Annotated in this window: 13 protein-coding genes; 12 read left to right on the top strand and 1 reads right to left on the bottom strand. The window is 39.4% G+C overall.

Annotated elements, in window-relative coordinates:
• Positions 1-52: 52 nt before the first annotated feature.
• Both serB and ACVAMZ_RS04120 read left to right on the top strand, forming a co-directional pair.
• Positions 53-694 (top strand): phosphoserine phosphatase SerB, encoded by a 642-nt coding sequence (gene serB, locus ACVAMZ_RS04115; protein ID WP_461685115.1) that lies wholly within the window; start codon positions 53-55, stop codon positions 692-694.
• Between the two features lie 18 nt (positions 695-712).
• Positions 713-1,828, top strand: coding sequence for a glycerate kinase (locus ACVAMZ_RS04120; protein ID WP_461685116.1), 1,116 nt, complete (start codon positions 713-715; stop codon positions 1,826-1,828).
• Here ACVAMZ_RS04120 and ACVAMZ_RS04125 read toward each other — a convergent pair.
• Positions 1,825-2,268 carry a DUF1694 domain-containing protein gene (locus tag ACVAMZ_RS04125; RefSeq protein WP_461685117.1) on the bottom strand — a complete coding sequence of 148 codons (444 nt, stop codon included), beginning with the start codon at positions 2,266-2,268 and terminating at the stop codon, positions 1,825-1,827. The genes ACVAMZ_RS04120 and ACVAMZ_RS04125 overlap by 4 nt on opposite strands.
• A gap of 162 nt (positions 2,269-2,430) precedes the next feature.
• Here ACVAMZ_RS04125 and eno point away from each other — a divergent pair, with 162 nt between their 5' ends.
• The 10 genes from eno to ACVAMZ_RS04175 all read left to right on the top strand — a co-directional run bounded on the left by eno (position 2,431) and on the right by ACVAMZ_RS04175 (position 12,557).
• Positions 2,431-3,735, top strand: a complete 1,305-nt coding sequence (gene eno / locus ACVAMZ_RS04130) for a surface-displayed alpha-enolase (RefSeq protein WP_006151137.1) — start codon at positions 2,431-2,433, stop codon at positions 3,733-3,735.
• Between the two features lie 177 nt (positions 3,736-3,912).
• A complete protein-coding gene (gene xseA / locus ACVAMZ_RS04135; RefSeq protein ID WP_461685118.1) occupies positions 3,913-5,253 on the top strand; it encodes an exodeoxyribonuclease VII large subunit in 1,341 nt (446 codons plus the stop codon).
• Entirely contained in the window at positions 5,231-5,443 is a 213-nt protein-coding gene (locus ACVAMZ_RS04140; RefSeq protein WP_461685119.1) for an exodeoxyribonuclease VII small subunit, read from the top strand. The genes xseA and ACVAMZ_RS04140 overlap by 23 nt, the downstream gene beginning before the upstream one ends.
• Positions 5,440-6,315 carry a polyprenyl synthetase family protein gene (locus ACVAMZ_RS04145; RefSeq protein WP_263393528.1) on the top strand — a complete coding sequence of 292 codons (876 nt, stop codon included), beginning with the start codon at positions 5,440-5,442 and terminating at the stop codon, positions 6,313-6,315. The genes ACVAMZ_RS04140 and ACVAMZ_RS04145 overlap by 4 nt, the downstream gene beginning before the upstream one ends.
• Positions 6,308-7,123: a TlyA family RNA methyltransferase gene (locus ACVAMZ_RS04150; protein ID WP_461685120.1), complete on the top strand. Its 816-nt coding sequence runs from the start codon at positions 6,308-6,310 to the stop codon at positions 7,121-7,123. Before ACVAMZ_RS04145 ends, ACVAMZ_RS04150 begins: the two co-directional genes overlap by 8 nt.
• Positions 7,116-7,547: an arginine repressor gene (locus ACVAMZ_RS04155; protein WP_004253525.1), complete on the top strand. Its 432-nt coding sequence runs from the start codon at positions 7,116-7,118 to the stop codon at positions 7,545-7,547. The genes ACVAMZ_RS04150 and ACVAMZ_RS04155 overlap by 8 nt, the downstream gene beginning before the upstream one ends.
• A gap of 6 nt (positions 7,548-7,553) precedes the next feature.
• On the top strand, positions 7,554-9,221 hold the full coding sequence (gene recN / locus ACVAMZ_RS04160) for a DNA repair protein RecN (protein ID WP_461685121.1): 1,668 nt from the start codon (positions 7,554-7,556) through the stop codon (positions 9,219-9,221).
• Positions 9,222-9,950 (top strand): metallophosphoesterase family protein, encoded by a 729-nt coding sequence (locus ACVAMZ_RS04165; RefSeq protein ID WP_461685122.1) that lies wholly within the window; start codon positions 9,222-9,224, stop codon positions 9,948-9,950.
• Positions 9,951-10,031: 81 nt separating this feature from the next.
• Positions 10,032-11,855, top strand: coding sequence for a translation elongation factor 4 (lepA, locus tag ACVAMZ_RS04170; RefSeq protein WP_461685123.1), 1,824 nt, complete (start codon positions 10,032-10,034; stop codon positions 11,853-11,855).
• 90 nt (positions 11,856-11,945) lie between these two features.
• Positions 11,946-12,557 (top strand): hypothetical protein, encoded by a 612-nt coding sequence (locus ACVAMZ_RS04175; RefSeq protein WP_461685124.1) that lies wholly within the window; start codon positions 11,946-11,948, stop codon positions 12,555-12,557.
• Positions 12,558-12,563: the final 6 nt, after the last annotated feature.

Raw genomic sequence — 12,563 nt, forward strand, 5'->3', positions numbered from 1 at the left:
TCGTATGAAGTTTTCATACGATTTTTTGAGATAATGAAAGTAAGGAAGATAGATGAATAAAGCTAGAGGTCTCTGCGTCCTTGATGTTGATGGGACACTGATAGAAGAAGAAGTCATTGATTTATTGGGGAAAGAGGCAGATTGTGAAAAAGAAGTAGCTCAGCTAACAGCTCAAGCGATGAGAGGGGAATTAGACTTTGAATCGAGTCTGAAAAAACGTGTCTCCCTCTTAAAAGGACTTTCTATAGATGCCTTTGATAAGATTTATCATGAACTTCACCTTAGTAAAAATGCTGTGCAGTTTATTAAAACTCTCAAAGAAAGTCAGATTGAAGTTGGTTTGGTTTCAGGTGGATTTACTACAATTGTTGAAAGATTAGCAAAGGATTTAGGACTTTCATTATTTGCTGCTAATCAACTAGAAACCAAAGATGGGTATTTAACTGGAAATCTGTCTAGTCCAGTCATAACTAGAGAAGTTAAAGAAGAAACTCTAGTAAGATGGGCTGATCAATTAGAGGTACCTTTCGAGAGTACGATAGCTATCGGTGATGGAGCTAATGACTTAAAAATGCTTAAAAGTGCAGGACTTGGTATAGCCTTTTGTGCCAAGGATATTGTGAAAAAGGAAATAAATCTTCAGGTAGATGAGAGAGATTTTGGGAAAGTTTTGGAAATGATAGACTTCCTTTAGATAGAAAGAGAAATCAAGATGAAAATTATTATTGCACCTGACTCTTTTAAGGAGAGTCTCCCTGCTAACCAAGTGGCTGAAGCTATAAAACGGGGCTTTAAAAAAGCTCTGCCTGATTCAGAATGTGTACTTTTGCCTGTAGGCGATGGAGGAGAAGGAACCGTTGCTGCTATAAATAATTCTTTAGGTCTTGAAGAACATACAAGTCAGGTAACAGGACCTTTTGGTGATGAGGTTCAAATGCCCTATTTTCAAAAAGGTCAACTAGCTCTATTTGAAGTTGCTGATTTGGTGGGCCTTGCTAAGATACCTTATGAAAAACGAAATCCACTTGAGATTCAAACAAAGGGAATTGGACAGCTAATTCTACACTTAATAGAGCAAGGTATAAAAGATATCTACATCGGTGTCGGTGGAACAGCTAGTAACGATGGAGGCATTGGTATTGCTTCAGGTCTGGGTTATCAGTTTTATGATGAACACGGAATTGAGCTTAAAGCTCGTGGCCAATCCTTGTTTGAAATCAGTGAGATTTTGGATAGTCGTGTTAGTCTCATTCCTGATGATATCCAAATCAAAATTTTAGCGGATGTAACCAATCCCCTATGTGGACCTCATGGCGCCACCTATACATTCGGAAAGCAAAAAGGGTTGGAACCAGCTAAATTCCAAGACGTTGATATTGCTATTGAAAACTTTTACCACAAAGTTGCACCTGAGATTTTAAAAATAGAAGGTAGTGGTGCTGGTGGTGGGATTGCTGCGGGTTTGTGTGTCTTTGCTGATGCAGAAATTGTTTCTGGAATACAAACGTGTTTAGATTTGATAAACTTCGATGAACAGGTCGCAGATGTAGATCTCGTTATCGTTGGTGAAGGTAGATTAGACTCTCAAAGTCTGGCTGGCAAGGCTCCAATCGGAGTAGCAAAAAGAACACCTAAGGGTGTTCCGGTCATTGCTATTTGTGGTTGTTTAGATGAGGATTTACCCCCATTACCGTTTGAAAATATCATCGCTGCATTTTCGATACTCGAAAAAAGCGAGCCATTGGAAGATAGTCTAAAAAATGCAGCCACCTACTTAGAACATACAGCTGCAAGCCTCGCTCAAATCCTGTCTTTAAAAAATAATTAACCAAACCATTTTTTCCAGAGAGAAGTTGGTGCTTTAGTTTCTTTTTCTTGCCACAAATCTGAAAAGGCCTTTCGGAGGTCTTTTTCACTGGCTTGGACAGGAATATCGCTATGAATAACTAGTCCAAAAGGAGAAGAATTATGATCTTCAGAAACGATGGTTGCTTGGCAGTCAGCATCTTTGGATTGTTTTAGATAATAAACCTGCTTTTCAAACTCTACTTGAGGAGAAATCTTGACAAAAAGAGGTTCAGTTTCTTTTTTTAAGCACATTAAAATGTTCAAAAAACCTTTTTGGAATTTGTCATCATTTGCAGTCTCAAGATTAGCATAACCAAGTACACGCTCCTCAAAAGTACCGAGAAAACGCCTTTGTTCGTCTGGATTTAATTTAAGCCCGCCATGAGCTTTTTCTAATAGTTGTTTAGATACGTCTGTCATAAAAATAGTATATCACAAAATTATTCAAACAAGCGAAAAAGAAAGCGATTTCTTCATCGACTTAAGGAAAATTTGCACAAAGATAACGTTTTTTCTTGAAAAAGGTATCTTTTTGATGTATCATAGAGGTGTAAAATAATTTAACTCAAAGGAGAGTAAAAAATGTCAATTATTACTGATGTTTACGCTCGCGAAGTCCTAGACTCACGCGGTAACCCAACACTTGAAGTAGAAGTTTATACTGAATCAGGTGCTTTTGGACGTGGTATGGTTCCATCAGGAGCTTCTACTGGTGAACACGAAGCAGTTGAACTTCGCGACGGTGACAAATCTCGTTACGGTGGTCTTGGTACACAAAAAGCTGTTGACAACGTAAATAACATCATTGCTGAAGCAATTATCGGCTACGATGTACGTGACCAACAAGCTATCGACCGTGCTATGATCGCTCTTGACGGTACTCCTAACAAAGGTAAATTGGGTGCAAACGCAATTCTTGGTGTGTCTATCGCTGTTGCTCGCGCTGCTGCTGACTACCTTGAAATCCCACTTTACAGCTATCTTGGTGGATTCAACACTAAAGTTCTTCCAACTCCAATGATGAACATCATCAACGGTGGTTCTCACTCAGACGCTCCAATCGCTTTCCAAGAATTCATGATCGTACCTGCTGGTGCGCCTACATTCAAAGAAGCTCTTCGTTGGGGTGCTGAAATCTTCCACGCTCTTAAGAAAATCCTTAAATCTCGTGGTCTTGAAACAGCCGTAGGTGACGAAGGTGGATTCGCTCCTCGTTTCGAAGGAACTGAAGACGGTGTTGAAACTATCCTTGCTGCTATCGAAGCTGCTGGTTATGTTCCAGGGAAAGACGTATTTATCGGATTTGACTGTGCTTCATCAGAATTCTACGATAAAGAACGTCAAGTATACGACTACACTAAATTCGAAGGTGAAGGAGCTGCTGTACGTACTGCTGCAGAACAAATCGACTACCTTGAAGAATTGGTAAACAAATACCCAATCATCACTATCGAAGATGGTATGGATGAAAATGACTGGGACGGATGGAAAGCTCTTACTGAACGTCTTGGTGGTAAAGTTCAATTGGTTGGTGACGACTTCTTCGTAACAAACACTTCATACCTTGAAAAAGGTATCGCAGAAGGAGCTGCTAACTCAATCCTTATCAAAGTTAACCAAATCGGTACTCTTACTGAAACATTCGATGCTATCGAAATGGCGAAAGAAGCTGGTTACACTGCCGTTGTATCACACCGTTCAGGTGAAACTGAAGATTCAACAATCGCTGACATCGCAGTTGCAACAAACGCAGGACAAATCAAGACTGGTTCACTTTCACGTACAGACCGTATCGCTAAATACAACCAATTGCTTCGCATCGAAGATCAACTTGGTGAAGTAGCTGAATACCGTGGATTGAAATCATTCTACAACTTGAAAAAATAATCTAGTTCAGTGAACTAATGAAAGCCCTTGGATTTTTCCAAGGGCTTTTGTATATTATAAGACAAGCTCAAAGAATTCCAGTCTTGTTTTCGTATTCTAGAGGTGAAATGAGAGATTTTTAAACGGTTTTTTGGTATAATAATACCCAGGAAAAACTAGAGAAAGAAGGAGGTTGAGATGGAAAAGTATTTGTCGGTAACAACTTTGACTAAGTATCTGAAAATGAAATTCGATAAAGACCCATACTTGGAGAGGGTTTATTTAACTGGTCAGGTTTCTAACTTCCGGAAGCGTCCAACTCATCAATATTTTTCTCTAAAAGATGATCGAGCTGTAATCCAAGCGACTATTTGGTCAGGTATTTATCAGAAACTAGGTTTTGATTTAGAAGAAGGGATGAAGATCAATGTTATCGGTCGTGTCCAAGTCTATGAACCAAGTGGGAGCTACTCTATTATCATTGAAAAGGCAGAACCAGATGGGGTTGGGGCGCTGGCTATCCAGTTTGAACAGCTCAAGAATAAATTAAGTCAAGAAGGTCTGTTTCAAGATCGTTTCAAGCAAACCATTCCGCAGTTTTCAAAACGCATCGGAGTGGTGACTAGTCCTAGCGGAGCTGTTATCCAGGATATCATCACAACCGTAAGCAGACGCTTTCCTGGTGTGGAAATTGTCTTATATCCTACAAAAGTTCAGGGTGAAGGGGCTGCAGAGGAGATTGCTCGTAATATTGCTAGAGCTAATGAACGAGAGGATTTAGATGTACTTATCATCGGTCGCGGTGGTGGCTCAATTGAGGATCTTTGGGCCTTTAACGAAGAAATCGTTGTTCGTGCCATTTTTGAATCACGGCTCCCCATCATTTCAAGTGTGGGGCACGAAACTGATGTAACTTTGGCTGATTTTGTAGCAGATAGGAGAGCAGCTACACCGACGGCTGCGGCAGAACTCGCAACTCCTGTTACCAAGTTGGATCTTCTAACCTACTTTCAGAATCAAGAGAAAAGAATGGCTACTGCAGTACAAAATATCCTATCTAAGAAAGAGAAAGCTTTACAGGTCCTAAGTCAGTCTGTTATTTTTAGGCAACCTGAACGCTTGTACGATGGTTACTTACAGCGATTGGATCAGTTACAACTTCGTCTCAAACAAAGTGTCAGTTCAGAACTTGTTAGACAACAACAAAGAGTCTTGGAACAAGTTCATCATTTAGAACAATTATCGCCTATCAATAAGATCCATCGTTACCAGGACCAACTGCTACAATTAAAAAAATTACTTCGTAGTCAGATGGCTGTTACATACGATGCCAAGGTTGCTGAGGTGAAACGTTTGTCAGAAGCGCTAGTGATGTTAGATACTAGCAGAATTGTGGCAAGAGGTTTTGCCATTGTTAAAAAAGAAGATGCTGTGGTATCTTCAGCAAAAGATTTGAAAGTAAATGACCAAGTTATGCTGATGATGCGAGATGGTCAGGTAGAATTAGAGGTGAAAGATGTCAAAACAAAAGAAATTTGAGGAAAATTTAGCAGAACTTGAAACCATTGTTCAGAGTTTAGAAAATGGTGAAATTGAACTAGAAGATGCCATTGCTGCTTTTCAAAAGGGAATGATCTTATCAAAAGAATTGCAAGCTACACTTGATAAGGCTGAAAAGACCTTGGTTAAAGTCATGCAAGAAGATGGAACAGAAAGCGAACTCCTATGAACAAGCAGGAAAAATTAGCTTTGGTCGAGTCAGCACTAGAAGAGTTCTATGGCGACCAGCAATTTGCAACAAACTTAAGAGAAGCCGTTCTTTATTCCATACATGCTGGTGGTAAAAGAATTCGCCCCTATCTACTTCTAGAAGTTTTGGAATCTTTGCAAGTGTCTATCGCACCAGCCCATGCTAAGGTTGCAGCGGCGCTTGAGATGATTCACACTGGAAGTTTGATCCATGATGATCTTCCTGCAATGGATAATGATGATTTTCGACGGGGACGTTTGACCAATCACAAAGTCTATGGAGAAGCCCTAGCTATTTTAGCAGGAGATGCGCTTTTTCTGGATCCCTATGCCTTGATAGCGCAAGCAGATTTGCCTAACCAAACTAAGGTAGATTTGATAGCAAACTTATCACTTGCTTCCGGAAGTATGGGGATGGTAGCCGGTCAAGTTTTAGATATGGAAGGTGAAGGCAAACACTTAAACTTAGAAGAACTTCAGACCATCCATGCTAACAAGACTGGAAAGCTCTTGGCTTTTCCATTTCAAGCAGCTGGAATCATTGCAGGATTGGATAAAAACCTTCAAACACAACTAGAAACAGTTGGAGAACTGATTGGGCTTGCTTTTCAAATTAGAGACGATGTCCTTGATGTTACGGCTAGTTTTGAAGAAATCGGTAAAACACCTCAGAAAGATTTGCAAGCTGAGAAGTCGACTTATCCTGCTTTGTTAGGATTGGATGATGCAAAAGTTTTTTGCAATCACACCTTGGATCAGGCGAATACAAAGCTAGAAGAGATTAGTCAATTAGTTGAGTTTGATAAAGAACCAATTGTAAAAATAGTAGAAAGTTTGAGAATTGATGGCTAAGGAAAGAGTAGATGTACTTGCCTACAAACAGGGATTATTTGAAACAAGAGAACAAGCTAAGCGCGGCGTAATGGCGGGTTTGGTTGTCGCTGTTCTAAACGGTGAGCGTTTCGATAAGCCAGGAGAAAAAATCCCAGATGATACAGAATTGAAACTCAAAGGTGAGAAACTTAAGTATGTGAGCCGCGGAGGCTTAAAACTTGAAAAAGCCTTAGAGAGGTTTGAGATATCAGTTGAAGGTAAAACAACCATTGATATTGGCGCTTCAACAGGAGGCTTTACGGATGTCATGCTGCAAAATGGTGCAAAACTGGTTTATGCCGTTGATGTTGGGACCAATCAGCTAGCCTGGAAATTACGCCAAGATGAGCGTGTCGTTAGCATGGAACAGTTTAATTTTCGTTATGCTGAAAAGACTGATTTTGAACAAGAACCTAGTTTTGCAAGTATAGACGTGAGTTTTATTTCTTTGAGTCTCATTTTACCAGCTCTACATAGAATATTGGCCAATCAAGGGGAAGTTGTTGCACTTATAAAACCACAGTTTGAAGCAGGGCGAGAACAAATTGGAAAAAATGGTATTATCAGAGATGCCAAAGTTCACCAAAATGTTTTAGAATCAGTTACTAAAATGGCAGTTGATGAAGGATTCTCAGTCTTAGGATTGGATTTCTCTCCTATTCAAGGTGGACACGGAAATATTGAGTTTCTTGCTTATTTACGTAAAGAAGAACATACAAGCAACCAAGTAGTTTCTGAAATAGAACAAGTAGTAGAAAAAGCACATAGAGAGTTTAAAGATGAATAAAAAAGAAAGACTTGAAAAGATTAGAAGATTTGTGACTGACTATCAAATCGGTACACAAGAAGAAATCGTTGAACACTTGAGAGAAGCAGGCATCTCTGCTACTCAAGCAACTGTTTCACGTGATATCAAAGAATTAGGGATTGTAAAAATTCCTTTGAAAGACAATACATATGTCTATGAATTACCAAAGTCAGTAGTTAAAAGTTTACAGTTAGCTGAGAACAATATCGAAAGTTTCGAAAGAATGGGTAATCTCATCAACTTAGATGTTATTCCTGGGAATACAATTTTTGTTAAAAGTCAATTGACTCAAACATTTTCGGATATGATTTTTAGCTGTTTAGCAGATGATAACTCAATTTTAATTGTGGCGCGAACTGAAGAAGCAGCTGTAGAGATTGTTGAGCAAGTTAAAAAGTGGTAGGACCTTATGTTACTTGAAATTTCAATTAAAAACTTTGCCATCATTGAGGCTATTTCACTTAATTTTGAGAAGGGGATGACAGTTCTGACTGGAGAAACCGGTGCTGGGAAGTCTATCATCATCGATGCTATGAATATGATGCTGGGCGCCAGAGCTACAACGGACGTCATTCGTCATGGTGCTCCTAAGGCTGAAATCGAAGGTCTTTTCTCGGTTGAAAACAGTCATGCTTTGCAAATGATTTTTGATGAGCAAGGAATAGAGTTAGGTGATGAAATCATCATCCGTCGTGAAATTTTACAAAACGGGCGAAGTGTTAGTCGAGTCAATGGACAGATGGTTAATCTTTCAGTTCTGCGCTCAATCGGACAGCATTTAGTAGATATCCATGGTCAGTATGACCAAGAAGAGTTAATGCGACCACAATTGCACATTCAGATGCTAGATGGGTTTGGTGATGCAGCGTTTCTTGAACTTAAACAAGCTTATCAGACCAACTTTGAAGCTTATCGCAACATGCGCAAGCAACTTCTTGAGATTAAGAAAAATCAAGAAGAGCACAAGGCTCGTATTGAAATGTTGGAATTTCAGATGGCTGAAATTGAATCTGCATCCTTACAGCCAGGTGAAGACCTCAAACTAAACCAAGAACGAGATAAACTTCTAAATCATAAAAATATTGCTGATACGTTGACTAATGCTTATACAATGTTAGATAATGAAGAATTTTCAAGTCTAGCTAACGTACGTTCAGCTATGAATGATATGGAAAGTATAGAAGAGTATGATGTAGAATATCGTGAAATTTCTACTTCCTTATCTGAATCTTATTATGTTCTAGAAGATGTTACCAAACGTTTAGAGGATATTATTGAAGATCTTGATTTTGACGGTAATCGTCTAATGCAGATTGAAAGCCGTTTGGATCTCATTCACGCCATCACACGTAAGTATGGTGGAAATGTCGATGATGTCTTGATGTACTTTGCTAAAATCACAGAAGAATACAACCTTCTGACTGGCAATAACTTATCTTCAGATGATATGGAAGCAGAACTCAAAAAGTTGGAAGTAAGTCTAGTTGACTTAGCAACTAATCTTGCATCTGCTCGACATAACTTAGCTCAACAATTAGAAACTGAGATTCAGCAAGAACTCAAAGACCTTTATATGGACAAGGCTCGATTTCAGGTTCAATTTACTAAAGGTAAGTTTACTCGTGAAGGAAATGAAAGTGTTGAATTTTACATCTCCACCAACCCTGGAGAAGACTTTAAACCATTGGTTAAAGTAGCTTCTGGAGGAGAGTTGTCTCGCCTCATGTTGGCGATTAAGTCTGCTTTTTCTCGTAAGGAAGGTAAGACCAGTATTGTATTCGATGAAGTGGACACAGGAGTTTCAGGTCGTGTGGCTCAAGCAATCGCTCAAAAAATTCATAAACTTGGTCAGAATGGTCAAGTATTAGCTATATCTCATCTTCCTCAAGTCATTGCGATCGCAGATTATCAGTTCTTTATTGAAAAGATTAGTAATGACCATTCAACTGTTTCAACAGTTCGCTTGTTGACAGTTGAAGAAAGGGTGGAAGAAGTTGCTAAAATGTTGGCTGGTGAGAATGTGACTGAAGCGGCACTTAGTCAAGCGAGAGAATTGTTACAAAGTAAGGAGAAATAAATGACAGACTATTATGTAATTGGAGATGTTCACGGAAAAGCAGGAATGCTTGAAGACCTTCTAAAAACATGGGATGGTAAGACTCAATTACTCTTTCTTGGAGATTTGATTGATAGAGGAGAAGATAGTCGACGTGTTCTTGAAATGGTCAAGGACTTGGTAGAAAATCAAGGAGCGATTTGCATATCAGGAAATCACGAGTACATGTTTTTAACTTGGTTGGATAATCCTGAAGAAAGCTATGACCACTATCGTCGTAATGGTGGTGATACAACTATTAATTCTATTTTGGGGCGTCCACTGGATGCACCAGTCGATGGAGTAGAAGATGCTAAACGTGTAGAAACTGAAGCAGCAGACTTGGTTGCTTTTATCCGACAAATGCCATTCGTGATTGAAACAGATAAGTATATCTTTGTTCATGCAGGAATTGATTTAACTTTGGATGATTGGCATGAAACTACAGATTACAAGAAAGTCTGGCTCAGAAAACCATTCCACGAGGCACCGAATCACACAGGAAAAACGATCGTCTTTGGTCATACACCAGTCTACGGTTTATTAGATCAAAAACCAGGAACTGCAGAACTTTGGATGACAGAAGATGGAAAAATCGGGATGGATGGAGGAGCTGTCTATGGTGGTGTCCTTCATGGAATTGTCTTTACTGACCAAGGTATGACAGACCACTATTTCATCGAAAATGACGGCTTTGTTGCTGAAGATTAATACTCTCTACAGGGTATTATGGTCTTGTCAAAAACATAAAAACAATTTATAATTAATAGATACCCTGAAAGGAAGAGAATCTTGAATTTAGAAGAATTGAAAAAACGTCAGGAGAAGATCCGAAACTTTTCCATTATCGCGCATATTGACCATGGGAAGTCAACATTGGCGGACCGTATTTTGGAGGCTACAGAGACGGTTTCTAGTCGTGAAATGCAAGCTCAGCTTCTTGATAGTATGGACCTAGAGAGAGAGCGTGGGATTACTATCAAACTGAATGCCATCGAGCTTAATTATACTGCCAAAGACGGCGAAACCTATATTTTCCACCTGATTGACACACCAGGACACGTGGACTTTACTTATGAGGTATCACGTTCTCTAGCTGCCTGTGAGGGCGCAATTTTGGTCGTTGATGCTGCCCAAGGGATTGAGGCTCAAACATTAGCTAACGTTTACCTTGCCTTAGATAATGATTTGGAGATCCTTCCAGTTATTAACAAGATTGACTTGCCTGCTGCAGATCCAGAGCGCGTGCGTACAGAAATTGAAGGTGTCATCGGACTGGATGCTAGTGAGGCTGTATTAGCTTCAGCAAAAGCTGGGATTGGAATTGAAGATATTTTGGAGCAAATTGTAGAAAAAGTTCCAGCACCAACTGGTGATGTATCAGCACCATTAAAAGCTTTGATTTTTGACTCAGTTTACGATGCTTATCGTGGTGTTATCCTCCAAGTTCGTGTCATGGATGGAGTTGTTAAGCCAGGTGATAAGATTCAGCTCATGAGCAACGGTAAAACCTTTGATGTTACTGAGGTCGGAATATTCACACCTAAAGCAGTAGGACGTGACTTCCTTGCGACAGGTGACGTTGGTTATATTGCAGCATCTATCAAGACTGTTCAAGACACTCGTGTCGGTGATACAGTTACCTTGGCGACAAACCCTGCTTCAGAGCCCCTATCTGGATACAAGCAGATGAATCCGATGGTTTTTGCAGGTCTTTATCCAATCGAGTCAAATAAGTACAATGACCTTCGTGAAGCTTTAGAAAAATTGCAACTCAATGATGCTAGTTTACAGTTTGAGCCTGAAACATCGCAAGCACTCGGTTTTGGCTTCCGTTGTGGATTCCTGGGACTTCTACATATGGATGTTATCCAAGAGCGTCTAGAACGGGAATTTAACATTGATCTTATTATGACTGCACCATCCGTTATTTACAAGGTCAATCAGACTGATGGTGAGTCTATGGATGTATCGAATCCATCCGAGTTTCCAGACCCTACTAAGATTGCAACGATTGAAGAACCTTATGTTAAAGCACAAATCATGGTTCCACAGGAATTTGTAGGAGCGGTTATGGAACTAGCTCAGCGCAAACGTGGTGACTTTGTGACAATGGACTATATCGATGATAACCGTGTCAATGTCATCTATCAAATCCCACTTGCTGAAATTGTATTTGATTTCTTTGACAAGCTCAAATCTTCAACACGTGGCTATGCAAGCTTTGACTACGAATTGTCAGAGTATCGTCCATCTAAGCTGGTGAAAATGGATATCCTTCTCAATGGAGACAAGGTCGATGCTCTCAGCTTTATCGTTCACAAGGACTTTGCTTATGAACGTGGGAAACTCATCGTTGATAAACTCAAGAAAATCATTCCTCGTCAACAGTTCGAAGTTCCTATTCAGGCAGCTATTGGGCATAAGATTGTGGCACGTACAGATATCAAGGCTCTTCGTAAAAACGTCCTTGCTAAATGTTACGGTGGTGACGTTTCCCGTAAACGTAAACTCCTTGAAAAACAAAAAGCTGGTAAAAAGCGCATGAAAGCAATTGGATCAGTAGAAGTTCCTCAAGAAGCCTTCCTCAGCGTTTTGAGTATGGATGAAGAATAATTTTGTCTATGACTCAGGTTTCATAGAATACAGTTTTCTTTTGACACCTATCTTTTCTTTCATTAGAATAGAAGTGAAAGGAGAATGATTATGAAAAAAATCATCAGCTTATCTACACTTTTAGTGTGTTGCCTTTGCCTCGCTGCTTGTAATAGTTCAAAAACTAAAAAAGAAGTAGCTTCAGAAACAACAACAATTCAGGAAAGTACCACAACACAAGATACAACAACTGTAGCCGAATCAACGATAAAAGATACACAGGTGATTGGATCAGATGCATATGGTTATGTAAAGGTTCCAAAATCATGGATTCATTTTACAGAAGTTGAGGGTGGTGATGATATTCAGTACTGTGATGGTACTGACATCAATATTGTAACCTTAAATACATTTAAACCAGAACATCTAGGCGTTAGTGAAAGTGAATATGCTGCTCTTGATCCTGTTCAAGTTTCTACGAGTGTCTATCAAACCAAACAACAAAGTAAGGATTTCTCTAAAGTTTGGGGGTCTAAGTCAAAAATCGGCGGTTATGATGCCTATGTTGTGAACTGTATTGCAAAAAATGGAAAATATCTAGTTATCTGGATCTTTAAGTCAGATGACGGTAAGTTTAGATACGTTTCTCTAGAAGGAACACCTGAAGTCTTGAAAGATATGCTTCCTTTGATTGAACAAAGTTGGACTACGAAAAAAGATTAATAGACA

This window comes from Streptococcus sp. KHUD_017, assembly GCF_054861245.1.

What these genes read in the sequence shown, in the direction of transcription:
- serB (WP_461685115.1), top strand. Translation starts at nt 53, where the DNA reads ATGAATAAAGCTAGAGGTCTCTGCGTCCTTGATGTTGATGGGACACTG.
- ACVAMZ_RS04120 (WP_461685116.1), top strand. Translation starts at nt 713, where the DNA reads ATGAAAATTATTATTGCACCTGACTCTTTTAAGGAGAGTCTCCCTGCT.
- ACVAMZ_RS04125 (WP_461685117.1), bottom strand. Translation starts at nt 2,268, where the DNA reads ATGACAGACGTATCTAAACAACTATTAGAAAAAGCTCATGGCGGGCTT.
- eno (WP_006151137.1), top strand. Translation starts at nt 2,431, where the DNA reads ATGTCAATTATTACTGATGTTTACGCTCGCGAAGTCCTAGACTCACGC.
- xseA (WP_461685118.1), top strand. Translation starts at nt 3,913, where the DNA reads ATGGAAAAGTATTTGTCGGTAACAACTTTGACTAAGTATCTGAAAATG.
- ACVAMZ_RS04140 (WP_461685119.1), top strand. Translation starts at nt 5,231, where the DNA reads ATGTCAAAACAAAAGAAATTTGAGGAAAATTTAGCAGAACTTGAAACC.
- ACVAMZ_RS04145 (WP_263393528.1), top strand. Translation starts at nt 5,440, where the DNA reads ATGAACAAGCAGGAAAAATTAGCTTTGGTCGAGTCAGCACTAGAAGAG.
- ACVAMZ_RS04150 (WP_461685120.1), top strand. Translation starts at nt 6,308, where the DNA reads ATGGCTAAGGAAAGAGTAGATGTACTTGCCTACAAACAGGGATTATTT.
- ACVAMZ_RS04155 (WP_004253525.1), top strand. Translation starts at nt 7,116, where the DNA reads ATGAATAAAAAAGAAAGACTTGAAAAGATTAGAAGATTTGTGACTGAC.
- recN (WP_461685121.1), top strand. Translation starts at nt 7,554, where the DNA reads ATGTTACTTGAAATTTCAATTAAAAACTTTGCCATCATTGAGGCTATT.
- ACVAMZ_RS04165 (WP_461685122.1), top strand. Translation starts at nt 9,222, where the DNA reads ATGACAGACTATTATGTAATTGGAGATGTTCACGGAAAAGCAGGAATG.
- ACVAMZ_RS04175 (WP_461685124.1), top strand. Translation starts at nt 11,946, where the DNA reads ATGAAAAAAATCATCAGCTTATCTACACTTTTAGTGTGTTGCCTTTGC.